The sequence below is a fragment of the Pseudomonas sp. NPDC047961 genome, from assembly GCF_050272435.1.
In the GTDB taxonomy this organism is placed as follows: Bacteria; Pseudomonadota; Gammaproteobacteria; order Pseudomonadales; family Pseudomonadaceae; genus Stutzerimonas.
This window is the reverse complement of record NZ_JBNNMD010000003.1, coordinates 729,382-756,352: the sequence shown is the minus strand read 5'-3', so window position 1 is coordinate 756,352 and position 26,971 is coordinate 729,382. Positions and strand designations below refer to the sequence as shown.

Below are 26,971 nucleotides of genomic sequence, written 5' to 3'. Positions count from 1 at the left end.
CGTTTATGTTTGGAGACCGAGTGTTCCGGTGTGGCCGGGGTTTTTACCCCTTCTTCCCAGCCCACGGCGCAACGATTTGCAAATCTCCAACAAGCAGCTGAGATGCAACCATCCACACCACAGCACCTATCAACGCCAACGACAGATGCCCAACCACGATGCCGATCGCGATCTGTTTCCAAAGTCCGGCATGTTTGTCAGCATTGGCGGCAACGGCTAGGTAGGGCGTTTCGCGCTCGGCGCGGATGTTGTCGAAATCGTCTCTCATGGTGCGCTCTCGGTGCGGTTGGCTAAACGGCGGCCAAAAAAAAAGGTTCAGCTTTCGCTGAACCCTTTCTTGAATTGGTGGCTACGCAGGGACTTGAACCCCGGACCCCAGCATTATGAATGCTATGCTCTAACCAACTGAGCTACGTAGCCAAGTGGCGCGCATTATTCGCGTCGCGCAGTTGTGTGTCAACCCTCCTGGTGCGCTTTTTCTGCCTGCTTTTTCAAATGCTTATGCCGCCGGTCCGACCGTTGCCGGTGCGCTGTCGATCAACCCCAATTTCGGCGCGAACGCGAGGCTGGCCAAGTGCTCGTTGCGTACCAGCGTGGCGTTCTGTTGGATCTACTTGGTCAGCCAGCCGCAGCCAGGTTGGCGGCAAGGTGGTCGCGCTTGGTGGTCATGCTCAGAGCTCGCTAGGAGGCCCGCCGGACTAACGTCAAGTGTTGCAGCCGCTTGGCTGTCTACTTCTGCGTTGCCGCACTACCCACGCGCATCGGCTGTTTTTCCGATTACTGAGCGAATGCCAGATCCAGCAGGCCTGTGCGCGTCATGATGACCGGTCCGAACGATGCAGGGTCGGGCCTGCCTAACTTTGCAGGCACACCTGCGAGGAGATCATCATGCTCAGCACTACCCATCCAAGCGATCCGCCGCTGTATCCCTGGCGGGTGGACGAATCGCCAATGAACGACCTCGACGACGCCGAGAGTGATACCGAGCTGGACGATGGCGGCGTTCTGCCGGACGAAGTGCTTGAACAGCTGGAAAAAGAGCCGCCACCGCCGGATCCGATGCCTGACCCTGGTGTGATGTAGCGGTTCGCTTGCCTCTAGCTGCATGGCTTGGATGTGCCGAGCGCTGCCAAAGGCTCTCCAATCGCGAGGGCCGTTACACGCAGCGGGATGTCGTAGCTTGCACGCATTTGGGGTGGGGCGGACTGGTCCGCGGGCCTGGTGCTTCTTTAGATCAGACCGCTTGCGTTTGACTGCGCGCATACGGGCCAAATATCGGGCACACCAACCGCAGGGTTCGTTCCGCTAAAACTCTATGCGCTCGTTCACTTGTCTGCTCGTATCAGGACGGCTGTGCCGTCCCCGAGAGGCGGAGCCAGATGGGCCTATTCCCGTTGTGATGTTTCGATTTCGAATACGACTGTTATGAGGTAAAAGCTCCGAGGTACCCTCCTTGAGGGCAAGTCGTGTGTCCAACTGAGGTGGTGCGTTTCCGTGCATGTTGCCTTTCAACTACTTGTCGATACCGATACGCAGCCCGTTCGCTGGAGGCATAACAATGCTTCCCCCCTTTGCTCAAGAGACGTAACGCATGAACAGGCGGATATTGGTTGCGGTGCTGCTGATTGGCTTGCATGTATTCGTCGGTGTCACGCTGATCCCTGATCTTGCGCTTGGGCTGTTCGGCAGCGTTTTAGCGTGGGGCTATCTTGTGCTTTCGGCTGTACTGATGCGCTACGGCGTGCTGGTGCGAGGGGCGGGCAGTGCGCTGCTGGCGTGGTCTGGATTGCTGGCGATGGGGATCTTTTCCAGCCTGGCGATATTCGCACTGCTGCGAGCCTTTGCATTGGTGTTGGCTTCACTGCTGGGCTGGGAGTCGGCTGCAATTGCGCAGGGCTCGGCGCTGGCGGTCCTAGTCGCGGTTGCAGCCGTTACCCTGTTCGGCGTGCTCAACGCCCGGCGCACGGCTCGGGTAGTCGTGCGCGACATCGCCTTGCAAGATCTACCGGCGGCACTGGAGGGTTTCAGCATTGTGCAGCTCAGTGACATCCACGTCGGGCCGACAATCAAACAGGGATATATCGATGCGATCGTCAGGCGGGTCAATGGACTTTCTCCCGATCTGATCGTTATCACTGGCGATCTTGTGGACGGCAGCGTTGCCGATCTGGCCGATGACATTGCGCCGTTGGCTCAACTGAGCGCCCGTCATGGCACTTACGTAGTGACCGGCAACCACGAATACTATTCCGGTGCCGACAGCTGGATTGCCGAGTTTGAGCGGCTGGGTATGGCAGTGTTGCTCAATCGTCATGTTCAACTCGAACACGACGGTGCTCGCTTGATATTGGCTGGCATCGCCGACTATTCAGCTGAGCTGTTCCGGCCCAGCCATCGAAGCGATCCGATCGCTGCGTTTGCGGGCGCGCCCGATGACGTGCCGCGCTTACTGTTGGCGCACCAGCCGCGTTCGGCTCAGGCGGCAGTTGAGGCTGGCTGTGATCTGCAGTTGTCCGGCCATACGCACGGCGGCCAATTTTGGCCGTGGATGCATTTTGTGCGCTGGCAGCAGCCGTGGGTGGCGGGGCTGCAGCGCGTTGGTGACATGCAGATCTATATCAGCCGTGGCACGGGTTACTGGGGACCGCCGCTGCGCTTCGGGGCGCCGTCGGAGATAACCCGGATTCGTCTGGTCAGGGCTGTTTGAGTGATGAGCTAGCTCGCTAACAGCTCGCGGCGCAGTAGTACGTAGTCCTGACCCTCCTGTTGCCCACGGCGCATCGGATTGCGCGTGCAGTGTGCGGCAAAGCCGGCATCGACAAATCGGTACGGCAGGTGCTCGTCACGACCGGCGGGAATGCCGAGGCGGGTGGTCTGGATGATATCCGGACGCGCACCGATGTCATCCAAGCGCAACTTGGTAGGGTCCAAGCGCTGGGCATTCCACTCCGTTACCTTCAGCCCCAGCGCCTTGCATAGCAGCGTCTGGCCAGAGCAGAGGCGGGTCAGGGGACGTGGGCCTCCCGCGGCGGCGGGGCTGTTAGTGCGCATGCGTTCGATAGATTCTTCGCAGGACAGCGAATCGACCCAGGGGTATCCGGCCTTGATGCAGACCGCATTCCCGTCCCCCTGTACGCTGAAGTTCAGTGAGTCCCCGCCCCGCGAGTAATACAGATAGAGATGGCCGGCCGGCATGAACATGGCACGCCGCGAGGGGCTGTGGCCGAGCGAAGAGTGACTGGCTTTCTCGTCGATGTAATAGGCCTCGGTCTCGATGATGCGCGCCGACAACCACAACCCGTCGACGCAGTGGCGAATTACGGTACCGAGCAATGCCTGAGCGACAATTTGCGCGTCCCGGTCGAAAAAGGCGTCGTCGAGGTGCTGTAGCGGTGGTTCGGTGAGGCTGTTCATCAGGGCTCCGGCTTCGGCAGGTCTGCCTGTTCCGACCGCATAAGCGGGGCGAATATTCCGCGCTTGATCAACAGATTCCGTACCGGTCGTCAGCCTAATGTTTGAAAGCGGGCGCTTCCCTGAATTTTTACAGCGACGACTTCTTACCTCGGAACACAAAAAAGCCTCGCGTGAGCGAGGCTTTGAGCGCGGCAATCAATGAATGCCAATGTGGCAATTTCGCTTAAACGTTGAAGCGGAAGTGCATCACGTCGCCATCCTTGATGATGTATTCCTTGCCCTCCAGGCGCCATTTACCAGCTTCCTTGGCGCCGGCTTCGCCTTTGTACTGGATGAAGTCGTTATAGGCGACCACTTCAGCGCGGATGAAGCCTTTCTCGAAATCGGTGTGGATTACGCCTGCGCCTTGAGGGGCTGTAGCGCCGACTTTCACAGTCCAGGCGCGGACTTCCTTCACGCCAGCCGTGAAGTAGGTTTGCAGGTTGAGCAACTCGTAACCGGCGCGGATCACGCGGTTCAAGCCGGGCTCTTCAAGGCCGAGGGACTCAAGGAACATGTCCTTTTCTTCACCATCGTCGAGCTCGGCGATTTCCGCTTCGATCTTGTTGCACACCGGTACCACGAGGGCGCCTTCTTCGGCGGCGATTGCCTTGACCACATCCAGGTGCGGGTTGTTCTCGAAGCCGTCTTCGGCCACGTTGGCGATGTACATGACCGGCTTGCTGGTGAGCAAGTGGAAGCCCTTGGCCAGTTGAACATCATCATCGCCCAGCTTCTTCAAGAGCGTGCGGGCCGGCTTGGCTTCGGTGAAGTGGGGGATCAATTTTTCCAGCAGCGCTTTCTGCGCTACGGCTTCCTTGTCGCCGCCCTTGGCGTTGCGGGTCACGCGCTGCAGTTGCTTTTCGCAGCTGTCGAGATCGGCGAAGATCAGTTCGAGTTCGATGATTTCGATGTCGCGCTTGGGGTCGACCGAGTTGGAGACGTGGATGACGTTTTCGTCTTCGAAGCAACGCACCACGTGGGCTATTGCATCGGTCTCACGGATGTTGGCGAGGAACTTGTTGCCCAGACCTTCACCCTTTGAAGCGCCTTCGACGAGGCCGGCGATGTCGACAAATTCCATGGTGGTCGGCAGGATTCGCTCGGGCTTGACGATGTCGGCCAAAGCCTGCAGGCGAGGATCGGGCATCGGCACGATGCCACTGTTCGGCTCGATGGTGCAGAAGGGGAAGTTTTCCGCAGCGATTCCGGACTTGGTCAGTGCGTTGAACAGGGTGGACTTGCCGACGTTGGGCAGGCCGACGATGCCGCAATTGAATCCCATGGTGTCTTGCCTCGGTGTTGGCTGGCAGCTCTGCGCTACCGGCGTTGCCAAACTGCGTTAAACGGCTTCGTGATGCGCTGTAGTGCAAGCCTTCCGCTCAGCCGTTGCTTTGTCTTGCGTTCCTGCGTCGAGTTCGATCAGGCCTTCTGGCTGTGCAGACGCTGCATTGCACGCGTCCAGTCACCGGCGAGAATTTCGGGTAGCACGTCGAAGGTGAAGTCGATGCTGGCGTCCAGCTTTTCGCGCTCGGCCTGGGGCGCTCGGCCCAGTACGTAACCGGTCACCAGGCTGCTATGACCTGGGTGGCCGATGCCCAGCCGCAGGCGGTAGAAATTGTTCTGATTACCGAGCTTGGCAATGATGTCGCGAAGCCCGTTATGCCCGCCATGGCCGCCGCCTTGTTTGAGCTTGGCGACGCCGGGGGGCATGTCGAGCTCATCGTGGGCAACCAAGATGGATTCGGGGGGAATTCGGAAAAATCCGGCCAGTGCCGCCACCGCTTGACCGCTACGGTTCATGAAGGTGGTGGGGATCAACAGGCGGACGTCTTCGTCTTGGTGGCGAAACTTGCCGACCAGGCCGAAATACTTGCGATCGACGCTGAGATTGACGCCCTTGTGGGCAGCCAGACGCTCAACGAAAAGGGCCCCTGCGTTATGCCGGGTCTGGTCGTATTCAGGGCCCGGGTTACCCAGGCCGACGATCAGTTTAACGGCAGTCACGACAGAGGCCCTTCCTCAGGTGATGGCGAGTGGATTACTCGGCAGCGCCTTCTTCTTTCGGAGTGTCTTCCTTGTTCACGCGCGGCGCGTGAACGTTGGCAACCGGCAGATCGCTCCCGTGTGCCAGGGCGACCAGCTCAACGCCGTTCGGCAGCTTGAGGTCGGTCATGTGCAGTACCTGACCGACTTCAACGTTGGCCATGTCGACCTCGATGAACTCAGGCAGATCCTGCGGCAGGCAGGAGACTTCCACTTCGTTGATGTTGTGCAGGATCTCGCCGCCTTGCTGCTTAACGCCTACCGAAGTTTCCTGGTTCAGGAAGTGCAGCGGTACGGTAGCAGTCAGCTTGTGACCTTCGACGACACGGACGAAGTCAGCGTGCAGAACGAAGCCTTTGGCCGGATGACGCTGCAGCGCCTTGATCAGAACGGACTCGTTCTGGCCGTCGACGTTCAGGGTCAGTACGTGGCTGAAAGAGGCTTCGGTTTCCAGCAGCTTGGTTACGTCTTTCAGCAGCAGGCTGATGGATTGCGGAGCCTTGTCACCACCGTAGATTACGGCTGGAACGAGGTTGGCGTTACGACGCAGGCGGCGGCTCGCACCTTTCCCCAGGTCGGAACGCACTTGGGCATTCAGAGTGAAATCAGTCATTGTGTTTCTCCAGGATAACAACGCACCCGAAACGCTCGCGACCAGCGCTACCGGGCGGTTGGGCAAAAAGCCCCGCACGAGGCGGGGCACATTTTCGTTCTGCGCAAAGGGCTAAGCGTTTGGCTTAGCGGAACATCGCGCTGATCGATTCAGCATTGCTGATGCGGCGAACCGCTTCAGCCACCATTGGCGCGATGTCCAACTGGCGAATACGGGTACAGGCTTGCGCCGCTGCGGACAGCGGGATGGTATTGGTCACGACCAGCTCGTCGAGGACCGAACCTTCGATATTCTCGATGGCGCGACCGGACAGAATTGGGTGTGTGCAATACGCGAAGACCTTGGACGCGCCATGATCTTTTAGAGCGGTTGCGGCATGGCACAGGGTGCCGGCGGTATCGACCATGTCATCGACGAGGATGCAGGTACGGCCTTCGATATCACCGATGATGTGCATCACTTCGGACTGGTTGGCTTTGGGACGACGCTTGTCGATGATCGCCAGATCCACACCCAACGATTTGGCGACAGCACGAGCTCGTACCACACCACCGATATCGGGGGAGACGATCATCAGGTTCTCGAAGCGCTGAGCCTGTATATCGTCGACCAGGACCGGGGAACCGTAGATGTTATCTACCGGCATGTCGAAGAAGCCCTGGATCTGGTCAGCGTGCAGGTCGACCGTGAGTACACGGTTGACCCCGACCACATCGAGCATGTCAGCCACGACTTTAGCGCTGATCGGCACGCGTGCGGAGCGCGGACGGCGATCCTGACGGGCATAACCAAAGTAGGGAATGACGGCTGTGATGCGAGTGGCGGAGGACCGGCGGAAGGCGTCTGCCATCACAACCAGTTCCATCAGATTGTCATTGGTGGGCGCACAGGTCGGCTGAATCAGAAAGACGTCCTTACCACGAACGTTCTCGTTGATCTCGACACTGATTTCGCCGTCGGAGAACTTTCCGACGTAGGCGTCACCGAGAGGGATATGCAGCTGACGTACAACACGCCGGGCCAGGTCGGGGTTGGCGTTCCCCGTGAAGACCATCATCTTGGACACGCGCAGTACCTGCCTGAGGGTGGATCCGATGAAACAAAAAGCTGTTCAAAAGGCCAGGCGTTTTGAACAGCTCTCGTGATGTTTGGCAGGGGCGGCTGGATTCGAACCAACGCATGCCAGGATCAAAACCTGGTGCCTTACCGCTTGGCGACGCCCCTGTAGATGTAACCCTGAAAGTGCTTGTCCGGTTGTATTAACCCCGAAAGGTTATGGCAGGGGCGGCTGGATTCGAACCAACGCATGCCAGGATCAAAACCTGGTGCCTTACCGCTTGGCGACGCCCCTGTAACCTACAACCTCTAACCACTTGCTTCCTGTGCCAGCTGCGCAAGCTTTCGGTGCAACATCGAAATATTGCGGCCTTGAGCGACGAATGCTGGTAAATCGGCTGGAAGTTGGCGGCAAACTCTATCAGCCTCACCCTTGTTTGGGAAGCTCCCAAACAAACAAGCTCCAGTGCCGGTCATTCTTGCTGGAACAAATTTGTTCAACAAGCTCAAAGCGTTACGAACTTCTGGGTAACGCCTCTCGACTACCGGCTGACAGTCGTTATGACCGCCCCCTGCAAGAAGGCTGCGAACTGTAATGGCCGGGGTATTGCGTGTCAACTCTGGGTCGGAAAATATTTCTGCTGTACTAACAGAGACTTGCGGGGCGATTACGAGGTACCAGGGTTCGTTCAATTCGACTGGTTGCAGGCGTTCACCAACCCCTTCGGCAAAGGCTGCGCGGCCTCTAACGAATACCGGAACATCAGCGCCCAATGCCAAGCCGATCTCCGCCAGCGTGTCTTCGCCCAGGTGGGTCTGCCAGAGGTGATCGAGGCCAAGCAGGGTGGCGGCCGCATCGGAGCTTCCACCGCCAATACCGCCGCCCATGGGCAAGCGCTTGCTCAAATCGATGTCAGCGCCTTGAGTGCAGCCGCTGCGCGTCTGCAGGAGGCGTGCAGCGCGTACGATCAGGTTGCTGTCATGGTCGACGCCCGGGAGGTCCGTATGTAATCGGATCTGTCCATCGGCTCGAGGTCTGAAAGTCAGCTCGTCGCCATAGTCGAGAAACTGGAACAGCGTTTGAAGCTCGTGGTATCCGTCGGCGCGACGGCCGAGGATATGCAGCATGAGATTGAGCTTCGCTGGTGCGGGGAGTGTCAGTGCGAGCATCAGCGTCCGAGCTGGCGCGGCTGCCAGTCCTTGACCACCAGTGTGATTTTCAGGTCACGACCTGCCAATTTGATGCGATTTGGCAGCGGATAACCGTCCTCCTCGGTATAGCCCAAGTACTGAACATCCCAACCATCTTGCTTCAGGCTGGCTAGCTGCCCGTTGGCGTTGAGGGCGATGCGGCTGCGGCTGTCCGGAGCCGGCAGGCCGCGTACCCACCAGAGCAGGTTGGAGACGGGTAGCTGCCAGCCCAGCTGGCCTTCAACCAATGCTTCCGGCGAGTCGGCCTCGAAGCGTCCCTGGCCGGCAACTTCCAGCGCCACCGCATCGGGGCGTCCAGTCAGGCGCGTAGCGCCCCGACCTAAGGGGCCGGAGAGACGAATATCGAAATAATCCTGGCGCTGCAGCCAGAACAGGGTGCCGCTGCCCGAATCCTGCGGTGCCTGAATACCTATTTTGCCGCTGATCTGCCAGCCATCGATCTCGCTGATATGGGCTTTATGGGTTTTCCAGTCCTCGGCATTGCCGGGGCCCTCAACTGACTCCTGCGGACCGAGACCGGCGCAGCCAGCCAGCAGCAAGGCGAGGGTGGGGGTCAGCAGGTTACGCATCAGCTTCATGGGTCAGGGTTTCTCCGAGCCTGTCAGTCGTTTGATGGTGTCACGCAGGACTTGGCTGTCGGGCTGCGCCTTCAAGGCTTTCGCCCAGATGGCCCGCGCCTCTCGCTGATCACCCGAAGCCCAGAGCACCTCGCCGAGATGAGCGGCAACTTCATGGTCGGCAAAGCGTTCATAGGCTTTGCGCAATTGGGTTTCGGCTTCTTCGAGATTGCCCAGGCGGTAATTGACCCAGCCGAGGCTGTCGAGGATGGCGGCATCATCAGGATTCAGTTGGTAGGCCTGCTCGATCAGAGTTCGGGCTTCATTGTATCGGTCGGTGCGGTCAGCAAGCGTGTAGCCGAGAGCGTTGATGGCCATGGCATTGTCTGGCTCGCGCTCGATGATGTAGCGAAGGTCTCGTTCCAGCTGAGCCAGATCGCCGCGCTTTTCGGCAATCATCGCTCGGGTATAGAGCAGGTTCAGGTCGTCCGGAAATTCAACCAGCGCCTGTTCCGCCAGTTTCCAGGCTGCTTCGATCTGTTGCTGCCCGGAAAGCGCTTCCAATTCGATGAGGTACAGCTGTATGGCGTAATCGGGCTGCTCGTCCCGAGCGCTTGCCAGCAGCTGTGACGCTTCCTGGTTGCGGTCGAGAGCGAACAGCAGCTCCGCCTGCATCAGTTTCGCCGGCAAATATTCGTTGCCGGGGCCGACCTTGGCAAACGCGGCCAGTGCCTGCTCGTGCTTGCCCAGCTCACGGTAGGCTCGGCCCAGATTGAAATGAGCGGCGTCGAGATGGCTCCCGCGCTCGATCAGATCTTCCAGGTAAACAATGGCTTCACGCCAGGCTTGCGCTTCGAGGCATACCAGGGCCATCGAGAAGCGCAAGTCATCGTCGCTTGGGTATTGTTGGACCAGCGTGGCGAATTCACCCATGGCTTCGTCGAGCCGATCCTGTTCCACCAGCAAGCGGGCGTAGGTCAACCGCAAGCGCTTGTCTTCGGGGTGCCGGCGAAGGCTTTTTTCCAATAGCGGTATGGCTTCGTTGCTGCGCTTCAAAACCTGCAGCAGACGAGCCTGGAGCAGAATCGACGGGATCTGCTGCTCGCTGGCTGGTTGCTCCTCGAGCAGCGCGAGTGCTTCTTCAGGACGGCCGTCCTGTTGCAGCAACACGGCCTTGCCGAATTTCAGTTGGGGATTGTCGGGATGCTTTGCCAGCAGTTGGTCGAAACTCTTGAGCAGGCCGGTGCGCGTGTCCGGATCGGTTTCAGCGGCGGACAGTGCTAGGAAGTCAAAATGCGTGTCGCCCTGACCCCGGAGCACCTTCTCCATGAACGAGAGGGACTCTTCGTAACGCCCCGCGCGTGCCAACTGAACGGCTGCAGCGCGCTGGGCGTCGAGATTGTCCGGTGCATTGTTCGCCCAGATGATGGCCGTATCGAGCGCCGCTTGGTCGGCGCCGAGGTATTCGGCGATGCGGAAACCGCGCTCCGCGACGCCGGCATCCTGCGTCGCGTTGGCCTGCTGGACATAGGTGCCCAAGGCGATATCGAAGCGATTCCGCTGGCCGGCCAGTTCTGCTACTAGCAATGCATACAGGGTATCGCCGCTGAACGAGCCATACTCGTTGGGGCTTTTCGCCGCAGGCTCCGTCGTGACCTCCTCGATCGGCGGGCCGCTGTCCGGGGGGCTCTGCATGAAGCTTTGGCAGCCACCGAGAAATAGGACGGCGCTGAGGGCGAGGAGTTTTTTCATAGGGAACATCAGGCTGGTCTGCGGTCGCGGCATGATGACACAAGCGGCCAGGCAAGCACACGGGCTGGCCTGCGAGGCGAGTGGACGGCTCGATAGGTACAGACAATGACAGGCAACGGTTGTTCTAGGACAGGCGAAGTAGGAGAATCGCGCGCTCCGTTTTCGAATCAGCGACCTGCATGACCTTCATCGCGCTTGGCATCAATCACAAGACCGCATCGGTGGACGTGCGAGAGCGTGTGGCGTTCACGCCTGAACAGATGGTCGAGGCGCTGCAGCAGCTGTGTCGAGTCACGCCCACGCGTGAAGCAGCGATTCTATCGACCTGCAATCGCAGCGAGCTGTACCTCGAACAGGACCGGATCGAAGCCGATGCGGTGCTGGCCTGGCTGGCCAACTATCACCGACTGAGTCTCGATGATCTCAAGGCGTGTGCCTATGTTCATATCGACGACCAGGCGGTGCGGCACATGATGCGTGTTGCCTCCGGCCTGGATTCCATGGTGTTAGGGGAGCCGCAGATTCTCGGGCAGATGAAGTCCGCCTATGCTGTGGCGCGTGAGGCCGGTAGCGTCGGCCCGCTGCTGGGGCGTCTGTTTCAGGCCACCTTCAGCACCGCCAAGACCGTACGTACCGACACCGCCATCGGGGAAAACCCGGTTTCAGTCGCGTTCGCTGCGGTCAGCCTGGCCAAGCAGATCTTCGCCAACCTCGATCGCAGCCAGGCGTTGCTGATCGGCGCTGGCGAGACCATCACCTTGGTCGCTCGGCACCTGCATGAGCAGGGCGTCAAGCGCATCGTGGTGGCCAACCGTACCCTCGAACGCGCGAGCGCGCTGGCCGAGCAGTTCGGTGCTCATGCCATCTTGCTTGCTGACATTCCGCAGGAGCTCTACAACAGCGATATCGTCATCAGCTCAACCGCCAGCCAGCTGCCGATTCTCGGCAAGGGGGCGGTCGAGCAGGCGCTGAAGAAGCGCAAGCACAAACCGATGTTCATGGTGGACATTGCCGTGCCGCGCGATATAGAAGCGCAGGTTGCCGATCTGGATGATGTCTATCTCTACACCGTTGATGATCTTCATGAAGTGGTGGCAGAGAATCTCAAGAGCCGACAGGGCGCTGCACAGGCCGCCGAAGAGCTGGTTGCGGTCGGGACTGACGATTTCATGGCGCGGCTCCGTGAGCTGGCGGCTGTGGATGTGCTCAAGGCTTATCGGCAGCACGCCGAACGCCTTCGTGATGAGGAGCTGCTGCGTGCCCAGCGGTTGTTGGCCAATGGCGGCACGCCCGAGGATGCACTGGCGCAGCTAGCTCGAGGACTGACCAACAAGCTGCTGCACGCGCCCAGCGTTCAGTTGAAAAAACTTTCTGCCGAAGGGCGTGTTGAGGCTCTGAGCATCGTCCAGGACCTCTTTGCCTTGCAAGACAGCACGGACAAACCATGAAAGCGTCGCTGCTCAACAAACTCGATACTCTGCAGGACCGCTTCGAAGAGCTGACAGCGTTACTGGGTGACGCTGAAGTGATCAGCGATCAGCCCCGTTTTCGCGCCTATTCGCGCGAGTACGCTGAAGTCGAACCGGTCATCGCCACCTATCGCGAATTCCTCAAGATGCAGTCCGACCTTGAGGGTGCTCAGGCATTACTCAAGGACAACGATCCGGATGTTCGCGAGATGGCGGAGGAAGAAGTCGCCGAAGCACGCGGGAAGCTCGAGGCGATCGAGGCTCGGCTGCAGCGCATGCTTCTGCCGAAGGATCCCAAGGATGGGCGTAACGTCTTCCTCGAGATTCGAGCTGGCACCGGTGGCGACGAGGCAGCGATCTTCTCTGGCGATCTGTTTCGTATGTATTCCCGCTACGCCGAGCGGCAAGGCTGGCGCGTCGAGATCCTGTCCGAAAGCCCGGGTGAACACGGCGGCTACAAGGAAGTGATCTCGCGAGTCGAGGGCGATAACGTATTCGCCAAGCTCAAGTTCGAGTCGGGCGCGCACCGGGTTCAGCGCGTACCCGAAACCGAATCCCAGGGACGTATCCATACCTCGGCCTGCACCGTTGCGGTCTTGCCGGAGCCGGACGAGCAAATCGCCATCGAAATCAATCCGGCTGACCTGCGCGTCGACACCTACCGCGCCTCCGGGGCTGGCGGTCAGCACATCAACAAGACCGATTCGGCGGTGCGTATTACCCACTTGCCCAGCGGCATTGTGGTGGAATGCCAGGAAGAGCGCTCGCAGCACAAGAACCGTGCTCGGGCCATGGCCTGGTTGGCCGCCAAGCTGCAAGATGTGCAGGACAGCGCGGCGCACAAGGAAATTTCCGATACGCGCAAGTTGCTGGTGGGCTCGGGCGATCGTTCCGAGCGTATTCGGACTTACAACTTCCCACAGGGGCGCGTTACGGATCACCGCATCAACCTGACGTTGTATTCGCTCAATGAAGTGGTCAGCGGCGCAGTTGAGCAGGTGATCGAACCGCTGCTGCAGGAATATCAAGCCGATCAGCTTGCTGCGCTGGGCGACTGACCGCTCGCTTATCGGCGAATCCTTCCGGTTGTTGATGGCGGCGTACCACTGAGTCCTGGAAACCCGAACATGGCGACAATCGACTACCTGCTGCGTGCCGCCCAGCTGCCCGACTCGCCGAGCGCCAAGCTCGATGCCGAGTGGCTGCTCGCAGCCGCGCTGGGCAAAGGGACAAGCTATCTGCGCACCTGGCCTGATCGCGAGGTGCTACCCGAGGTCGAGGCTCGCTTTGCGGCTTACCTTGAGCGTCGTCGGCTTGGCGAGCCGGTGGCTTACATTCTGGGCCGCCAGGGATTCTGGAGTCTCGATCTCGAAGTAGCGCCACATACCTTGATTCCGCGACCGGACACCGAACTGCTGGTTGAAACAGCGTTGGAGATGCTTCCAGCTGGTCCGGCGGATGTGCTCGATCTGGGTACGGGGACCGGTGCGATTGCCCTGGCGCTTGCCAGTGAGCGCTCCACTTGGCGGCTTACCGGCGTGGACCGCATCGGCGAAGCCGTTACGCTTGCCACCCGTAATGCTCAGCGACTTGGGCTCGGCAATGTGGGGTTTATCGAGAGCCAGTGGTTCTCGTCGCTCGCGGGCCAGCGTTATGGATTGATCGTCTCCAATCCGCCCTACATTCCCGCCAGTGACCCGCATCTTTTGCAGGGTGACGTGCGCTTCGAACCGAGCAGTGCGCTGGTGGCGGGAGGAGATGGACTGGATGACATCCGGCTGATCATCGAGCAGGCGCCTACTCATCTGCTTCCGTCCGGCTGGCTGATACTGGAGCACGGTTACGACCAGGCGATGGCGGTGCGGACCCTGTTGTTCGATGGCGGTTTCGTCGATGTCGCTAGCCGCAAGGATTTCGGTGGCCACGAGCGTGTCAGCTTCGGGCGGCTGCGATGAACCCAATGAGGAGTGGTGCATGCTGAGCGATGACGAGCTGCTGCGTTACAGCCGGCAGATCTTGCTGAGACAAGTTGATATCGAGGGCCAGCTCAAGCTTAAGCAGAGCCGTGTGCTGATCGTCGGGCTTGGCGGGCTTGGCTCGCCCGTCGCGTTATATCTCGCCGCCGCCGGTGTCGGTGAACTCCATCTGGCGGATTTCGATCAGCTCGATCTGACCAATCTGCAGCGGCAGATTGCTCACGACACGCCATCGGTGGGGTTGCACAAGGTGGACTCGGCAATGGCTCGGCTATCTGCGCTCAACCCTTTGGTCAAGCTGGTGCCGCACCGCGCCGCGATGGATGCCGACACGCTTGGTGCCGCTGTGGCAAGAGTCGACCTGGTGCTGGATTGCACGGACAACTTTGCGGTTCGTGAGGCTGTCAACGCAGCGTGTGTAGCGGCCGTGAAACCGCTGGTGAGCGGCGCGGCCATACGGCTCGAAGGGCAGCTATCGGTGTTTGACCCTCGGGTCGAGTCCAGCCCCTGCTATCACTGCCTTTACGGCCATGGCACCGAGGCTGAGCTGACTTGCAGCGAGGCTGGCGTGCTCGGGCCTGTCGTCGGGATGGTGGGTAGCCTGCAGGCGCTTGAGGCAATCAAGTTGCTCGTCGGTTTCGGTGAGCCTTTGATTGGCCGCCTGCTATTGGTGGATGCGCTGTCCAGTCGTTTCCGCGAGCTGAAGGTCAAGCGCGACCCGGCCTGCGCAGTCTGCGGAAGCGGCCGTGTCTGACAATGGGCCGATTGGCGTTTTTGATTCTGGTGTGGGCGGGCTGTCGGTGCTCCGGGAAATTCGTGCCCGCCTGCCTCATGAATCGTTGCTGTATGTAGCGGACAGCGGTCACGTCCCCTACGGCGAAAAAAGCCCGGCGTTCATCCGCGAGCGCTGCCGGGCCATCGCTGGGTTTTTGCTTGAGCAAGGCGCCAAAGCGCTGGTGCTGGCCTGCAATACCGCAACGGCCGCAGGAGTGGCGGACTTGCGTGAGCAGTATCCGCAGCTGCCATTGATTGGGATGGAGCCCGCCGTCAAACCGGCCGCCCGGGCAACCCGCAGTGGGGTGGTGGGCGTGCTGGCCACGACGGGCACCTTGAAGAGCGCCAAGTTTGCAGCGCTGCTCGACCGTTTCGCCAGCGACGTGCGCGTCATTACGCAGCCATGCCCTGGGCTTGTCGAGCGTATCGAAGCCGGGGAGCTCGCTACGGCAGGCACCCGCGCGCTGCTTGAGAGCCTGGTTCAGCCATTGGTCGAGCAGGGCTGCGATACGCTGATTCTCGGCTGCACCCACTATCCTTTCGTAAAGCCGCTGCTGCGCGAAATGCTGCCCCCTGAGGTCGCTCTGGTCGATACCGGTGCCGCGGTCGCACGGCATCTCGAGAGGTTGCTGGCGGCCAGCGGCCAGCTAAGCGACGGGAATGCCGTCATGCGCTTCTGGAGCAGCGGCGACCCCCGGCGATTGGCCTGCGTTCTACCGGTACTTTGGGGCGAAAACGGTACAGTTTCATACTGTTCTGTTTAGGAACTCCCCGTGCTGGCCGGCCTCTGTATTTGTAAGGATACTTAGCAAGGCAAGCGACACCAACATTCCAGTAAGGACATTCCGTATGACAAAACTGATCTCCCTCGCCGCAGTTGCGGCTATTTCTCTGGGGCAGGTGGCTGCCGTCCATGCACTCGACCTGACTGCTGCCGTTGGCCGCACCGGCGAGTCGACGACGACCTATCGGCTGGGTGCGCAATTTGACTTCAACCGTAGCTGGTTCCAGAGCAGCGTAGGTCGGCTAACGGGCTACTGGGATGCAGGCTACACTTACTGGGAAGGCGACGAGACCTCTAGCAACCACAGCGTTTCGCTCGCACCGGTATTCGTCTATGAATTCAACGGCGGGTCAGTGACGCCTTATCTCGAAGCGGGCATCGGCATCGCAGCGTTCGAGAATACCGAAGTGGAAAACAACGGCCTGGGCTCGTCTTTTCAGTTCGAGGACCGCTTGGGGGCTGGCCTGCGTTTCGCCGGCGGACATGAGGTTGGCGTGCGAGCCATCCATTACTCCAACGCCGGCATCAAGGACCCCAACGATGGTATCGAAAGCTATGCAGTGCACTATCGAGCCTCGTTCTGATAGCTAAACGTGGAGGCTGATGGCGCTGTCGTCAGCCTTCCAGATAAGCGTTTGCTGAGCCCTTGCGCTCGTCCAGGCAGTCATCCGAGCCCAGCTCGAACTCCCGGCAGATAAGCGGCCGCTGAGCGTAGATGGCGCAGCGCATGCTGTCCCGGTCGAGCGCTACGCACCACCCATCGTCGAGGCGGCGCATTACTTGGCCGCCCCAGTCATCTTCCTCGATGAAGCGTTCCGGGACGCCAGTGTCGGTCAGCAGCAGTACTTCGAGGCGACAACAGCACGCGGCGCAGCTGCTGCAGCTGACCGTCTCGTCGGGCAACTGGCGGTGGGGAATGGCAGATTGAGTCATCGCGGCAGTCTACGCGTCTTGCATCGGGATAGCTGCATGCCGCTAATGTCGCTGAGAAGCTAAAAGCCAGCACTGTTGTGCTGGCGCGATAGGCTAGCTGTTTTCTTCGATTTGCTTGTTTTTCCAGCCTTCACCGCCGGGCAGCACCAAGTTGAGTAACAGCGCGATGATGGCGCATAACGAGATACCGGACAGGCTGAATTCCCCGTAGCCGAACGTCATGCCGCCGATGCCGAACACCAGCGTCACGGACACGATGATGAGGTTGCGCGCTTCGGCCAGGTCCACCTGATGGCGAATCAGTGTGCTCAGGCCAACCACCGCGATTGAACCGAACAGCAGGCAGAGGATGCCGCCCATGACTGGCACCGGAATGCTCAGCAGCCCAGCTCCAAATTTCCCGATGAACGCCAGGACAATGGCGAACGCCGCCGCCCAGGTCATGATTTTCGGGTTGTAGTTCTTGGTGAGCATCACCGCCCCGGTCACTTCCGCATACGTGGTGTTAGGCGGGCCGCCGAACAGTCCCGCTGCTGAAGTCGCCAGGCCGTCACCGAGGAGCGTGCGATGCAGACCCGGTATCTTGATGAAGTTGTTGCCCGTCACGCCACCAATCGCCACCACGCCACCGATGTGCTCGATAGCGGGTGCTAGCGCGACCGGGACCATGAACAGAATTGCACCCCAGTGGAATTCCGGTGTGACGAAGTTCGGCACCGCCAGCCAAGGTGCCGCCGCGATTCCGGTTGTATCCACGACACCAAACGCGAACGACAGACCATAGCCCACAGCGACGCCAGCCAGGATCGGCACCAGCCGGAATAGACCTTTGCCGAGTACAGCGACCAGCAGGGTGGTCAACAGGGCGGGCATTGAGATCATCATGGCCGTGGTGTAGGGCACGAGCTGAGCGCTGCCGTCACCGGCTTTGCCCATGGCCATATTTACTGCGACGGGCGATAGGGCGAGGCCGATGGAGATGATCACCGGTGCGATTACTACGGGAGGTAGTAGCCGGTCTATGAATCCAGGGCCTTTCAGGCGCACCGCAAAGCCGAGAAACATGTAAACGATGCCGGCCGCTACCACGCCGCCAAGTACCGCTGGCAGGCCGAAGTCACCCTTGGCGGCGATGATTGGCGCGATGAAAGCGAAACTCGACGCCAGGAATACGGGTACTTGGCGTTTGGTGACCAGTTGAAACAACAGGGTGCCGATACCGGCGGTGAACAGCGCGACGTTGGGGTCCATTCCGGTAATCAGCGGCATCAGCACCAGCGCGCCGAACGCCACGAACAGCATCTGCGCACCGGCCAGCACCTGGCGTCCGAGCGGTTCTTCCATGGGTTGCGGCATCTCAGATGTCCTTCTGCTTGGTGCCGAAGATCTTGTCTCCGGCATCGCCCAGGCCGGGCATGATGTAGCCGTTCTCGTCCAGGCGGTCATCAATGGAGGCGGTATAGATGGTGACGTCTGGATGTGCCTTTTCCACGGCCTCAATGCCTTCCGGTGCAGCCACCAGAACCAGGGCGCGGATTTCCTTGCAGCCGGCCTTTTTCAGCATGTCGATTGCTGCAACCATCGATCCGCCGGTTGCCAACATCGGATCGATGATCATCGCCAGGCGTTGGTCGAGATCATCGACGAGACGCTCTAGGTAAGTGTGCGCCTGCAGAGTTTCCTCATTGCGTGCAATGCCGACCGCGCTGACCTTGGCACCTGGTATCAGGCTGAGTACGCCGTCGAGCATGCCGATGCCCGCACGAAGAATCGGCACAACGGTAATCTTCTTGCCAGAAATCTTTTCAACCTGGACCGGGCCGCACCAGCCATCAATGCTGTAGTTTTCCAGCGGCAAGTCGCGAGTCGCTTCGTACGTCAGGATCGAACCAACCTCCTGCGCCAGTTCGCGAAAATTCTTGGTACTGATATCGGCACGGCGCATCAACCCAAGTTTGTGGCGAATAAGCGGGTGGCGGATCTCTCGAGTGGTCATGGTTGGCTCCGGCGGTCAAATAAACCGGCGTAGATTAATGCATCAGGGTGTTAGCGGCTATTGATGTATCCGAGAGGGCTTGCCCTGTGCCTGGCTGCATCGGTATCGTCGCGCCCCTTATTTGAGGGCGGCTGATCGAGCTGCTTCATCTTTCAACTGTATTGGAGCATCGCCATGTCCGTCGATCTTGCACACGTCCGCCAGATCATGGCTGAAGCCGACTGCCTTTATTCCGACCCCGAGGTCGAAGCAGCAATCGACGCGGTGGCCGCGAAAATCAATGCTGAACTGGCCGACCGAAACCCTGTGGTGTTCTGCGTGATGAACGGGGGGCTGATTTTCTCCGGCAAGCTGGTTACCAAGCTGAATTTCCCGCTGGAACTCTCCTACCTGCATGCGACGCGTTATCGCAACGAAACCAGCGGAGGGGAGCTGTTCTGGAAAGCCAAGCCAGAAATCTCGTTCATGGATCGTGATGTGCTGATTATCGATGACATCCTCGACGAAGGGCACACGCTCGGCGCAATCATTGATTTTTGCCGGCATGCCGGCGCTGCCGCTGTGCACACTGCGGTGCTGGTCGATAAGGATCATCAGCGCAAGGCGCGTCCAGATCTTAAGGCTGATTATGTTGGGCTCAGCTGCGTCGATCGCTACGTGTTCGGCTATGGCATGGACTACAAGGGTTACTGGCGGAACGCGCCTGGCATTTTTGCTGTTAAAGGCATGTGACGAGTTACCCGCTGGCACTAAGTCGCGCATCTGAAAGCGTCCGGATCGCGGCTTCTGACCTAAGCGATAAAAAAATGCGCGGTGGTCTTTCTAGCCTCGATCTAAAGGCTTCCTTCCGACAGGCTGTCTCGCCCAGTCTTAGCGCACCTCGGCAGCGGTTCTGGTCTCCGTGAGCGTTGGCGTTCCATTCCCTTCCGGCTGTTTCGTTTCGCCCCACGCGTTGCGCTTTGGTAACGCTCTTGCGCATCGCTGCGAGTCTATTCGTCGCGGCGGATAGTGCCTGTGCCCGTGTAAAGCTCGGCTGTTCGAGTAAACGAGGACCAGTTGCGCTCAGCTCCGCCTAAATCCTCGCGAACAGCATCGCAACTGCTCTATTTAGAGGGTTGCGTCTCTTTGACTGGCGGCTAAGCTCTCGGATAGCTTCGTCGAAGGCCATCCGCTACGCTGGCAGCTATCCGGTTGTAGGCCAGTGCTGGGAAGGCCATTCATACTTAAGAGTGACAAAGCAAATCAAACCTTAGTGCGCTTAACCCTCTGCCTTCGTGTGGTTAGGGTGAACGTACTTCGAACCAACCAGGAGCGCCTCATGACAAAAACAACAAGGCAAGGAATCTTCCAGCCCAAGACCCTGGCCCTCGCGGTCGCGTTGGGCACTGCATCACCCGCTTACGCTGTCACGTTCAATATTGGGGAAGTGGAGGGGCAGTTGGACTCGGCGATGTCGATCGGCGCCAGCTGGTCGACGACGGACCGGGATATGGATTTGGTAGGTATCAATAATGGCGGTACTGGATACACGCAGACTGGTGATGACGGCCGTTTGAACTTCAAGAAGGGCGAGACCTTCTCCAAGATTTTCAAAGGTATTCACGATCTTGAATTGCGCTATGGCGATAGCGGTGCCTTTATTCGTGGCAAATACTGGTACGACTTTGAACTGAAGGATGAAAACCGTCTGTTCAAGGACATCAGCGACAGCAATCGTAAGGAGGCTGCGCAATCCTCCGGTGCTCAAATTCTCGATGCTTTTCTCTACCACAACTATTACTTGGGTGACCTGCCTGGCACCGTCCGCGTTGGTAAGCAGGTTGTTAGCTGGGGCGAAAGCACGTTCATTGGCAACTCGATCAACTCGATCAACCCGCTAGATGCAGCGGCGTTCCGCCGTCCTGGCGCCGAGATCAAGGAAGGCTTGATCCCGGTAAACATGCTTTATGTGTCGCAGAGTGTTAGTGATCGGTTAAGCATGGAGGCGTTCTACCAGCTTGAGTGGGATCAAACGATTGTTGATAACTGCGGTACCTTTTTCGGTAGCGATGTAGCGCAGGATGGGTGTGATAACAATTATCACGTTGGGAATCCTACCATTGCCCCGCTTCAGCCCCTTGCCGCTGGGTTTGGACAAGGCTTCGATGTGACATCGGAAGGGATCGTCCTGCCACGCGGCGGCGATCGCGATGCTCGTGACTCTGGTCAGTATGGTTTCGCGTTTCGGTGGCTGGGCGATGCCACCGAATATGGCCTTTATTTCATGAACTACCATAGCCGAACGCCGATCGTGAGTACGCAGACCGCATCGGGGATCCTCGATGTGCCCGGTAGTCCCGCTTTTGGTGGGGCTGTTGCCGGTGCGGTTGCTGTTGCGAATGGTCCATGTGATCCCGCGGTTTTCGGTCCTGGGACGCCTGCTTGCGTACTAGGTGTGGCTGGTGGGTTACTGCAGTCTGCGGCATTAGGTAACGGCAAGTACTACCTTGAATACCCAGAAGATATCCGGCTATACGGAGCAAGCTTCTCGACGACGCTGCCGACAGGTACGGCATGGTCCGGCGAAATTAGTTATCGTCCGAACGCTCCGGTACAAATCAACACAACCGATCTCAGTCGTGCGCTGCTCAATCCGCTATCGATAGCTAATACCGGCTCGGCAGCATCTCCCGTTGCAACTGCCGAGGGAGCTGATAACCGTGGTTATAACCGTAAGGAGATCACTCAGGTCCAGACGACCTTCACTCATTTCTTCGATCAGGTATTGGGCGCTGGCCGAGTAACTGTTGTAGGGGAGGTTGGGTTCGCTCATGTAGGTGGCTTAGAAAGTACAAGCGATCTCCGCTATGGCCGTGATGCCATTTATGGCACCCCGGACGATGCCGGCCAGCTTGCTGCGTACGGTGATGAAGGCTTCGTAACTGCCAATTCTTGGGGCTACCGCCTGCGTGCACTTGCGGATTACAGCAACGTATTCGCTGGCGTAAACCTCACGCCAAACGTGTCCTTCTCTCACGATGTGGACGGTTACGGACCGAACGGTCTGTTCAATGAAGACTCGAAAGCTGTGAGCGTCGGCGTCGACGCGGTCTATCAGAACCGCTATACGGCCAGCCTGTCCTATACCGATTTCTTCGATGGCGACTACAACACGCTGGTTGATCGCGACTTTCTTGCCCTGAGCATGGGCGTGAACTTCTAAGGAGGCTATTTCAGTATCGCCGTACGGAGCTCTTATGAGAGCTCCGCTACGCGCCAGTCTACATACAAGGCCTCCGGCCAAAACAAGATCAAGAGGAACTGGAAGCGTATGAAAACAACAAAAAAATTATTCAGTGTCTTGGCCTTCTCGCTGCTGGCAAGCAGCGTGATGGCTGCAGTCTCTCCAGAGGAAGCCGCAAAGCTCGGCAATACTTTGACTCCACTCGGTGCCGAGAAGGCGGGTAACGCCGAAGGAACGATTCCAGCCTGGACAGGCGGGTTGTCCACCGATGCCGCACCGCTGGATGACGGGCATCTGACCAATCCCTTCAAAAGCGAACAGCCTGAGTTCGTTATCACCGCGCAGAATGTCGATCAATATAAGGACAAGCTGACGGCGGGCCAGCAGGCGATGTTCAAGCGTTATCCAGAAACGTACAAGATGCGGGTCTTTCCAACCCACCGCACTGCAGCAGTGCCAGACCGCATCTACGAAGCAGCCAAAAAAAGCGCTTTAAATACCGAGTTGGTTGACGGTGGTAACGGTATCGCCAATTTTTCCGATAGCCGCTACTACGCATTCCCTATCCCGAAGAACGGCCTGGAGGTCGTCTGGAACCATATTACGCGGTACCGCGGTGGCAACGTTCGCCGTAACATTGTCCAGGCAACCCCACAAACCAATGGTAGTTACACCTTGGTGCACTTCGAAGACGAAGTGGCTTTCCCTAGCGACATGACGGATCTGGATGCAGAGCGCGCGAAGAACGCGCTGCTTTTCTTTAAGCAGCGGGTAACAGCACCGTCGCGTCTTGCTGGTAACGTTCTGCTCGTACACGATTCGCTGGATCAGGTGAAAGAGCCGCGGCAGGCCTGGATTTATAACGCCGGCCAGCGTCGTGTGCGTCGTGCCCCGCAGGTTGCCTATGACGGTCCAGGTACCGCAGCAGACGGCATGCGGACTACTGACAACTTCGACATGTTTAGCGGTGCGCCTGATCGCTACGATTGGAAGCTGGTCGGTAAGAAGGAGTTGTATATTCCATACAACAGCTACGAGATCAATTCTAGCGACGTGCAGTACAGCGACATTCTGAAAGCCGGTCACGTCAATCAGGATCTCGCGCGTTACGAGTTGCATCGTGTCTGGGAGATCGAAGCCAACCTCAAGGAGGGTGAGCGCAACATCTACGCCAAGCGTCGTTTCTTCGTAGATGAAGATACCTGGACTATTGTGCAATCCGAGTTGTACGACGGCCGCGGCCAATTGTGGCGCGTCGGTGAGGCGCACATGTTGCAGTACTATCAGCACAAGGTGCCGGCCTATGCCTTCGAGGCGCTTTACGACATTATCTCGGGGCGCTATATCGCCATCGGCTTGAGTAATGAAGAACCAGCGCACGAATTTGGCTACAAAGCGTCCGCCCGCGACTTTACGCCTGCTGCATTGCGTAATGCAGGGGTGCGCTGATCAAGTAGCATCTGTACGGTGAATAAGGCGGCCAGTTGGCCGCCTTTTTTATTTTCGGCTCAGCAGGAGTGATATTTTTCAGCCATTAGAGATCGGTATCCAACCAGTCCGGGTGGTTTTGCTTGCAAGGCGAGTCGACAAAAGCGCCACAATCGTGCAGGTTATTACCGCGCAAGCGCATCGATACGACCATGTCGACTGGCCCTGGAATAGGTGCTGACGCAGCGCTCAATGCGCTTCTCAATGGACTGATACGAATAAGAGAAACCTCGCTATGTCCGTACGCTTCAACCCTGGTGCCCTCAGCACAGAAGCCGCCGCGCAGGTTCAAGTTGCGACTATTCCACGTCTCCCACCGCTGCATATACCAAGGCCACGACTCGTCGATGCACTGCTCGAGGCCCGTTGTCGACTGCGTTTGATCTGCGCACCCGCCGGGTTTGGCAAGAGCGTACTCATGAATGAGTGCGCGCGGATGGTGCCTGCCGATACACATCTCGTATGGCTTGATCTCGGCGGCAGGGCTTTCTCTGCTGAAGCTCTGTGTTCACAGCTGCGCCGGGTATTAAGCGGTACAACTTCAGAGAGCGGGGACGTTCAGCAAGATCTCATCAACCTACTGAATGATTTTCCGCGGCCGCTTTGGATCATGTTGGATGATTATCCGAGAGAGGTAACCGCGCCGTTCGACGCCTGCCTCGACTTGCTTATCGAAAGGGGGCCCGAATCCGTCAGCTGGTGGGTTAGCAGCCGTCGGCAACCCGCTTGGAAGCTACCCAGGCTATTGCTGCAAGGTGACTTGTTCGAGCTGGAAGCCGAGGCGCTGGCGCTGACGGCTAGCGAGCTGCGGTTGTTGCTCAAAGCACACCGTCTGGAGCTCGCCGATGACACGTTCAAGCAACTATTGGCGGGCAGCGAAGGGTGGTTGGCGGGTGTCAGTTTGCTGTTATTGAATGCAGATGAGCAGGCGGTTCGTGAGCGGTTGACCGCCGGTACGTCATTGTTGCGGGATTATGTGCAGCGCGAAGTGCTTGAGGGGCAGAGTGAGGATATCTGCCGCGCGCTGTTCGCGTTGGCGCGCATGCCGCGCTTTTCATCGCAGCTGTGTGAGCATGTCCTCGACGGCATAGGAAATGACCTTCTCGATGTACTCAAGACGTCCCAGCTGTTCATTCGTCAAACCGATAACTGTGGTGAATGGTATCGCCTGTGGCGGCCGCTAGCGTTGATGTTGCAACGCATGCCCGGTGTAGCATCACCCACCCAGACGCACCTGCGTGCCTGTCAGTGGTTTGCCAATCGCGGTGAAATGCGTGAGGCGGTGGAGCATGCCCTGTGGGCAGGACAGCCAGAAGTCGCAGCCAACTTCTTACAGCGCTACGGGCAGGAGCAGCTGCTCATCGGCGACAACGTTTCGCATTTCATGAAGTGGCGTAGTGAACTTCCGCAAGATTTGTTTAACAGCACGACCCGGCTAATCGTGTTGCATGGCTGGGCTTTAATCATTTCGGCTCGGTTAGACGAAGTCGATGACTGCCTCGCCGATCTGGCCAAGTTCTTTCCTCAACCCGATGCTCGACGTCAGGCGCAGCTGCTTGCTCAGTGGCAAGCGTTGCGCGGTTTTCTAGCGCGTTTGCGTGGCGAGCCTGAGGCCAGGGATTATTGCCTTCAGGCTTTGGAGGTCCTGTCTGACCACGCTTGGGCGCAACGGGTGCTTTGTTATCAGGCGTTGTCCCAGCAGGCGATAGCCGAAAGTCAGCTCGAGTTGGCCCAACATTACAATAGCGAAGGCATGAAGCTTGCGCGGCTCAAGGGTAGCGTGCTGTATGAAGCGATGCTTAGCATCGATCGAATCCAACTGCTGGAAATTACCGGCGAGTTCGAGCGAGCCGTTGGAGTGCTCGAAGAGTCGCTGATGGTGCTACGCGACGGTGTCGGTCATAGCCCGATCATCGGCCGGCTGAAGCTGCTACGGGGCCATCTCCTGGCCTATCAGGGGCTCGACGAGCCTGCCCGCGAGGCGTTTCAGCAGGGTCGAGTCGAGACGGAAACCTGTGGTGATTCATATGTATTCTTCGGTTATGCCGGGCTGGCGGAGCTGGCAGCTCGCAATCAGGAATTCCCTACGGCCTACCATTGGCTGCGAGAGGCCGAGCGGTTGGCCCAGTGGCGACACGTGCCGGAGGCCCGTTTCCGCGGCATTCTGCCGTTGATAACTGGACTGACCTGGTTGCATCAGGGGCAATTGAAGAAGGCCAGGGCGGTGTTTATACAGGTCCTCGAACTTTACGATGGGCACACGTATATCGCCCCTTCTGGGTTCTACGAGTTGCTGCCGCGGGTTCAGCGCTACCTTGCGGTGATCGACCTACTGTCCGACCGGGGTGCGTTGGCCATCGACACGTTGCGTGAACTTATCGAGCAAAACCTCCGTTCTCAGCGGTTGGGGCTGGCTTGCGAGTGTCGCTTCACGCTCGCCGAAGCGCTTCAAATGGATGGCCAGCATGACGAAGCGGAGCTGGAACTTCGCAAAGCGCTCGGCGAGGCAGCAAGGCAGCATCTGGTCAAGCCGTTGTACGAGTTGCAGCATCGCCAACCACAATGGCTTGCCAAGATGTTGCCTGCAGGAAAGGGGGAAAGCCTGCGCGATCGTTTGCTGCAATTTGAGCGAGAGCCTGAAGAAAGCGCTGCCCCCGGCGATGAGGCCATCCTGAGCAACCGCGAGCTCACGGTCCTGCGTCTCATCGCCCAGGGCTGTTCGAACCAGGAGATTGCCGAGCAACTGTTTATTTCTCTGCATACAGTCAAGACCCATGCCCGACGAATCAATACCAAACTCGGGGTGGCCAGACGTACGCAGGCGGTCGCACGAGCCAAGGCTTTGGCCTGGCTGTGACCCTCGGGGAAGTAGGGCTAGATGCTTGCCGCGAATCGTGACAGGCGCCGGCTGCACTGTTCCGGCGGAGGGAGGCTAACTATTGTTCTTGTTTAGTCAAAAGGTGATCGCCGGAGGTGCAGAGCCTCCCGGCATTACTGTGCGGCTGAGCGCGAATGCTTGGTCAGGCGATAAGAGCTGGTTTGGCCGCCTCGTTCGATGGCGAGGCTGAACTGCAGGCTGGTGATCAAGCGTTCGAGCTGATGCTGGTCCCGCCATTGGCTGGAGCTGATGAAACGCTTCACTGCCACACCTGCCGTGTCGGTCAGGGTCAGCAGAATACTTCCGTCGGGTTTCTGGATGCTGAAATTGACGTTGTAGTCTGGCTGAAACACATCGCTGATTTTCTGGAAAGGACTGTTCATGCCGGTACCTGATTGGATGACTGCCCCCAATGGACCTAGTACCGATTAACTAGTTTCGCCCGCTGGACGTGTTCCTTGCGACGGATCACCGCAGGGCCATAATATCTCAGGATGGTGTGGCGGAAGCTGGCAGCTCCTCCAATGCCTCCGGATTGTTTTTAAAGGCCTTCGCAAACAGGTCACGGTGTCGGGCCATAAAGATGCCGATGTCGTCGGCCTGCTGTTCGCTCAGTGAAGGCGTAGCCTTCTGCAGTGCCGCAGCCAGGGCTTCGGCCAGCTCGAGCATTTTGTCGTGACGATCGGCTTCGGCTTTATCCATGAACAAGCGCTCCAGGTCCCGGCTGCTGCGGTACACAACTTCGACGGCCATCTGCCACC

Annotated in this window: 26 protein-coding genes and 3 tRNA genes; 12 read left to right on the top strand and 17 right to left on the bottom strand. The window is 58.8% G+C overall.

Annotation, left to right across the window (positions count from 1 at the left end):
- Positions 1 to 43: 43 nt before the first annotated feature.
- On the bottom strand, positions 44 to 268 hold the full coding sequence (locus ACQKIK_RS14290) for a hypothetical protein (RefSeq protein WP_499136410.1): 225 nt from the start codon (positions 266 to 268) through the stop codon (positions 44 to 46).
- 75 nt (positions 269 to 343) lie between these two features.
- A tRNA-Met gene (locus tag ACQKIK_RS14285) sits at positions 344 to 420 on the bottom strand.
- A 468-nt stretch (positions 421 to 888) separates the two neighbouring features.
- Between ACQKIK_RS14285 and ACQKIK_RS14280 the strand changes: the two genes are divergently transcribed.
- Positions 889 to 1,083: a hypothetical protein gene (locus ACQKIK_RS14280; protein WP_499136408.1), complete on the top strand. Its 195-nt coding sequence runs from the start codon at positions 889 to 891 to the stop codon at positions 1,081 to 1,083.
- Positions 1,084 to 1,591: 508 nt separating this feature from the next.
- Positions 1,592 to 2,707 carry a metallophosphoesterase gene (locus ACQKIK_RS14275; RefSeq protein WP_463287994.1) on the top strand — a complete coding sequence of 372 codons (1,116 nt, stop codon included), beginning with the start codon at positions 1,592 to 1,594 and terminating at the stop codon, positions 2,705 to 2,707.
- Between the two features lie 8 nt (positions 2,708 to 2,715).
- Here the strand turns inward: ACQKIK_RS14275 and ACQKIK_RS14270 are convergent, their stop codons facing one another.
- From ACQKIK_RS14270 to ACQKIK_RS14225, 10 genes are all read right to left on the bottom strand, one after another.
- Positions 2,716 to 3,414, bottom strand: coding sequence for a DNA-3-methyladenine glycosylase (locus ACQKIK_RS14270; protein WP_463287995.1), 699 nt, complete (start codon positions 3,412 to 3,414; stop codon positions 2,716 to 2,718).
- Between the two features lie 223 nt (positions 3,415 to 3,637).
- A complete protein-coding gene (ychF, locus tag ACQKIK_RS14265; RefSeq protein WP_064480475.1) occupies positions 3,638 to 4,738 on the bottom strand; it encodes a redox-regulated ATPase YchF in 1,101 nt (366 codons plus the stop codon).
- Between the two features lie 137 nt (positions 4,739 to 4,875).
- Positions 4,876 to 5,460 (bottom strand): aminoacyl-tRNA hydrolase, encoded by a 585-nt coding sequence (gene pth / locus ACQKIK_RS14260; RefSeq protein ID WP_045424951.1) that lies wholly within the window; start codon positions 5,458 to 5,460, stop codon positions 4,876 to 4,878.
- Between the two features lie 34 nt (positions 5,461 to 5,494).
- The gene (locus ACQKIK_RS14255; RefSeq protein WP_045424953.1) at positions 5,495 to 6,112 is read right to left on the bottom strand and encodes a 50S ribosomal protein L25/general stress protein Ctc; all 618 of its coding nucleotides are present in this window, start codon (positions 6,110 to 6,112) and stop codon (positions 5,495 to 5,497) included.
- 124 nt (positions 6,113 to 6,236) lie between these two features.
- Positions 6,237 to 7,178 (bottom strand): ribose-phosphate pyrophosphokinase, encoded by a 942-nt coding sequence (locus ACQKIK_RS14250; protein WP_019341796.1) that lies wholly within the window; start codon positions 7,176 to 7,178, stop codon positions 6,237 to 6,239.
- Between the two features lie 83 nt (positions 7,179 to 7,261).
- A tRNA-Gln gene (locus ACQKIK_RS14245) sits at positions 7,262 to 7,336 on the bottom strand.
- A 52-nt stretch (positions 7,337 to 7,388) separates the two neighbouring features.
- Positions 7,389 to 7,463, bottom strand: a tRNA-Gln gene (locus ACQKIK_RS14240).
- A gap of 14 nt (positions 7,464 to 7,477) precedes the next feature.
- The gene (ispE, locus tag ACQKIK_RS14235; RefSeq protein WP_499136407.1) at positions 7,478 to 8,338 is read right to left on the bottom strand and encodes a 4-(cytidine 5'-diphospho)-2-C-methyl-D-erythritol kinase; all 861 of its coding nucleotides are present in this window, start codon (positions 8,336 to 8,338) and stop codon (positions 7,478 to 7,480) included.
- Complete coding sequence (gene lolB, locus ACQKIK_RS14230) at positions 8,338 to 8,958, bottom strand: lipoprotein insertase outer membrane protein LolB (protein WP_499136406.1); 621 nt, start codon at positions 8,956 to 8,958, stop codon at positions 8,338 to 8,340. The genes ispE and lolB overlap by 1 nt, the downstream gene beginning before the upstream one ends.
- Before the next feature lie 3 nt (positions 8,959 to 8,961).
- The gene (locus ACQKIK_RS14225; RefSeq protein WP_499136404.1) at positions 8,962 to 10,689 is read right to left on the bottom strand and encodes a tetratricopeptide repeat protein; all 1,728 of its coding nucleotides are present in this window, start codon (positions 10,687 to 10,689) and stop codon (positions 8,962 to 8,964) included.
- A gap of 179 nt (positions 10,690 to 10,868) precedes the next feature.
- Between ACQKIK_RS14225 and hemA the strand changes: the two genes are divergently transcribed.
- The 6 genes from hemA (at position 10,869) to ACQKIK_RS14195 (ending at position 16,276) form a co-directional block, all read left to right on the top strand.
- Positions 10,869 to 12,137: a glutamyl-tRNA reductase gene (hemA, locus tag ACQKIK_RS14220; RefSeq protein ID WP_499136403.1), complete on the top strand. Its 1,269-nt coding sequence runs from the start codon at positions 10,869 to 10,871 to the stop codon at positions 12,135 to 12,137.
- A complete protein-coding gene (gene prfA / locus ACQKIK_RS14215) occupies positions 12,134 to 13,216 on the top strand; it encodes a peptide chain release factor 1 (protein WP_499136402.1) in 1,083 nt (360 codons plus the stop codon). The genes hemA and prfA overlap by 4 nt, the downstream gene beginning before the upstream one ends.
- A 69-nt stretch (positions 13,217 to 13,285) precedes the next feature.
- Positions 13,286 to 14,113: a peptide chain release factor N(5)-glutamine methyltransferase gene (gene prmC, locus ACQKIK_RS14210; RefSeq protein WP_499136401.1), complete on the top strand. Its 828-nt coding sequence runs from the start codon at positions 13,286 to 13,288 to the stop codon at positions 14,111 to 14,113.
- Positions 14,114 to 14,132: 19 nt separating this feature from the next.
- Positions 14,133 to 14,888 (top strand): molybdopterin-synthase adenylyltransferase MoeB, encoded by a 756-nt coding sequence (locus tag ACQKIK_RS14205; RefSeq protein WP_499136400.1) that lies wholly within the window; start codon positions 14,133 to 14,135, stop codon positions 14,886 to 14,888.
- Positions 14,881 to 15,672 (top strand): glutamate racemase, encoded by a 792-nt coding sequence (gene murI / locus ACQKIK_RS14200; RefSeq protein WP_499136399.1) that lies wholly within the window; start codon positions 14,881 to 14,883, stop codon positions 15,670 to 15,672. Before ACQKIK_RS14205 ends, murI begins: the two co-directional genes overlap by 8 nt.
- An 85-nt stretch (positions 15,673 to 15,757) precedes the next feature.
- The gene (locus tag ACQKIK_RS14195) at positions 15,758 to 16,276 is read left to right on the top strand and encodes an acyloxyacyl hydrolase (RefSeq protein WP_499136398.1); all 519 of its coding nucleotides are present in this window, start codon (positions 15,758 to 15,760) and stop codon (positions 16,274 to 16,276) included.
- A gap of 31 nt (positions 16,277 to 16,307) precedes the next feature.
- On the opposite strand, the gene ACQKIK_RS14190 is transcribed toward ACQKIK_RS14195, so the two are convergent.
- The 3 genes from ACQKIK_RS14190 to upp all read right to left on the bottom strand — a co-directional run bounded on the left by ACQKIK_RS14190 (position 16,308) and on the right by upp (position 18,621).
- Positions 16,308 to 16,625, bottom strand: coding sequence for a YkgJ family cysteine cluster protein (locus ACQKIK_RS14190; protein WP_499136397.1), 318 nt, complete (start codon positions 16,623 to 16,625; stop codon positions 16,308 to 16,310).
- A gap of 93 nt (positions 16,626 to 16,718) precedes the next feature.
- Positions 16,719 to 17,981 (bottom strand): uracil-xanthine permease family protein, encoded by a 1,263-nt coding sequence (locus tag ACQKIK_RS14185; protein WP_499136396.1) that lies wholly within the window; start codon positions 17,979 to 17,981, stop codon positions 16,719 to 16,721.
- A gap of 1 nt (position 17,982) precedes the next feature.
- Positions 17,983 to 18,621 (bottom strand): uracil phosphoribosyltransferase, encoded by a 639-nt coding sequence (gene upp, locus ACQKIK_RS14180; RefSeq protein WP_045424968.1) that lies wholly within the window; start codon positions 18,619 to 18,621, stop codon positions 17,983 to 17,985.
- Between the two features lie 174 nt (positions 18,622 to 18,795).
- On the opposite strand from upp, the gene ACQKIK_RS14175 reads away from it, so the two are divergent.
- From ACQKIK_RS14175 to ACQKIK_RS14160, 4 genes are all read left to right on the top strand, one after another.
- The gene (locus tag ACQKIK_RS14175; RefSeq protein ID WP_046162600.1) at positions 18,796 to 19,353 is read left to right on the top strand and encodes a hypoxanthine-guanine phosphoribosyltransferase; all 558 of its coding nucleotides are present in this window, start codon (positions 18,796 to 18,798) and stop codon (positions 19,351 to 19,353) included.
- A gap of 586 nt (positions 19,354 to 19,939) precedes the next feature.
- Positions 19,940 to 21,823: a DUF1302 domain-containing protein gene (locus tag ACQKIK_RS14170; protein WP_499136395.1), complete on the top strand. Its 1,884-nt coding sequence runs from the start codon at positions 19,940 to 19,942 to the stop codon at positions 21,821 to 21,823.
- A 108-nt stretch (positions 21,824 to 21,931) separates the two neighbouring features.
- Positions 21,932 to 23,293, top strand: coding sequence for a DUF1329 domain-containing protein (locus ACQKIK_RS14165; protein WP_045424971.1), 1,362 nt, complete (start codon positions 21,932 to 21,934; stop codon positions 23,291 to 23,293).
- Positions 23,294 to 23,567: 274 nt separating this feature from the next.
- Positions 23,568 to 26,189, top strand: coding sequence for a LuxR C-terminal-related transcriptional regulator (locus tag ACQKIK_RS14160; RefSeq protein ID WP_499136394.1), 2,622 nt, complete (start codon positions 23,568 to 23,570; stop codon positions 26,187 to 26,189).
- Positions 26,190 to 26,323: 134 nt separating this feature from the next.
- Here the strand turns inward: ACQKIK_RS14160 and ACQKIK_RS14155 are convergent, their stop codons facing one another.
- Together ACQKIK_RS14155 and ACQKIK_RS14150 are read right to left on the bottom strand one after the other, a co-directional pair.
- Positions 26,324 to 26,593: a DUF3509 domain-containing protein gene (locus tag ACQKIK_RS14155; protein ID WP_499136393.1), complete on the bottom strand. Its 270-nt coding sequence runs from the start codon at positions 26,591 to 26,593 to the stop codon at positions 26,324 to 26,326.
- A 106-nt stretch (positions 26,594 to 26,699) separates the two neighbouring features.
- Positions 26,700 to 26,963: a YebG family protein gene (locus tag ACQKIK_RS14150; protein ID WP_045424976.1), complete on the bottom strand. Its 264-nt coding sequence runs from the start codon at positions 26,961 to 26,963 to the stop codon at positions 26,700 to 26,702.
- Between the last annotated feature and the right edge of the window lie 8 nt (positions 26,964 to 26,971).

Excerpts from the sequence above, each read along its gene's own strand:
- ACQKIK_RS14290 (WP_499136410.1), bottom strand. The coding sequence starts at position 268 with ATGAGAGACGATTTCGACAACATCCGCGCCGAGCGCGAAACGCCCTAC.
- ACQKIK_RS14280 (WP_499136408.1), top strand. The coding sequence starts at position 889 with ATGCTCAGCACTACCCATCCAAGCGATCCGCCGCTGTATCCCTGGCGG.
- ACQKIK_RS14275 (WP_463287994.1), top strand. The coding sequence starts at position 1,592 with ATGAACAGGCGGATATTGGTTGCGGTGCTGCTGATTGGCTTGCATGTA.
- ACQKIK_RS14270 (WP_463287995.1), bottom strand. The coding sequence starts at position 3,414 with ATGAACAGCCTCACCGAACCACCGCTACAGCACCTCGACGACGCCTTT.
- ychF (WP_064480475.1), bottom strand. The coding sequence starts at position 4,738 with ATGGGATTCAATTGCGGCATCGTCGGCCTGCCCAACGTCGGCAAGTCC.
- ACQKIK_RS14255 (WP_045424953.1), bottom strand. The coding sequence starts at position 6,112 with ATGACTGATTTCACTCTGAATGCCCAAGTGCGTTCCGACCTGGGGAAA.
- ispE (WP_499136407.1), bottom strand. The coding sequence starts at position 8,338 with ATGCTCGCACTGACACTCCCCGCACCAGCGAAGCTCAATCTCATGCTG.
- lolB (WP_499136406.1), bottom strand. The coding sequence starts at position 8,958 with ATGAAGCTGATGCGTAACCTGCTGACCCCCACCCTCGCCTTGCTGCTG.
- ACQKIK_RS14225 (WP_499136404.1), bottom strand. The coding sequence starts at position 10,689 with ATGAAAAAACTCCTCGCCCTCAGCGCCGTCCTATTTCTCGGTGGCTGC.
- hemA (WP_499136403.1), top strand. The coding sequence starts at position 10,869 with ATGACCTTCATCGCGCTTGGCATCAATCACAAGACCGCATCGGTGGAC.
- prfA (WP_499136402.1), top strand. The coding sequence starts at position 12,134 with ATGAAAGCGTCGCTGCTCAACAAACTCGATACTCTGCAGGACCGCTTC.
- prmC (WP_499136401.1), top strand. The coding sequence starts at position 13,286 with ATGGCGACAATCGACTACCTGCTGCGTGCCGCCCAGCTGCCCGACTCG.
- ACQKIK_RS14205 (WP_499136400.1), top strand. The coding sequence starts at position 14,133 with ATGCTGAGCGATGACGAGCTGCTGCGTTACAGCCGGCAGATCTTGCTG.
- ACQKIK_RS14195 (WP_499136398.1), top strand. The coding sequence starts at position 15,758 with ATGACAAAACTGATCTCCCTCGCCGCAGTTGCGGCTATTTCTCTGGGG.
- ACQKIK_RS14190 (WP_499136397.1), bottom strand. The coding sequence starts at position 16,625 with ATGACTCAATCTGCCATTCCCCACCGCCAGTTGCCCGACGAGACGGTC.
- ACQKIK_RS14185 (WP_499136396.1), bottom strand. The coding sequence starts at position 17,981 with ATGCCGCAACCCATGGAAGAACCGCTCGGACGCCAGGTGCTGGCCGGT.
- upp (WP_045424968.1), bottom strand. The coding sequence starts at position 18,621 with ATGACCACTCGAGAGATCCGCCACCCGCTTATTCGCCACAAACTTGGG.
- ACQKIK_RS14175 (WP_046162600.1), top strand. The coding sequence starts at position 18,796 with ATGTCCGTCGATCTTGCACACGTCCGCCAGATCATGGCTGAAGCCGAC.
- ACQKIK_RS14170 (WP_499136395.1), top strand. The coding sequence starts at position 19,940 with ATGACAAAAACAACAAGGCAAGGAATCTTCCAGCCCAAGACCCTGGCC.
- ACQKIK_RS14165 (WP_045424971.1), top strand. The coding sequence starts at position 21,932 with ATGAAAACAACAAAAAAATTATTCAGTGTCTTGGCCTTCTCGCTGCTG.
- ACQKIK_RS14160 (WP_499136394.1), top strand. The coding sequence starts at position 23,568 with ATGTCCGTACGCTTCAACCCTGGTGCCCTCAGCACAGAAGCCGCCGCG.
- ACQKIK_RS14155 (WP_499136393.1), bottom strand. The coding sequence starts at position 26,593 with ATGAACAGTCCTTTCCAGAAAATCAGCGATGTGTTTCAGCCAGACTAC.
- ACQKIK_RS14150 (WP_045424976.1), bottom strand. The coding sequence starts at position 26,963 with ATGGCCGTCGAAGTTGTGTACCGCAGCAGCCGGGACCTGGAGCGCTTG.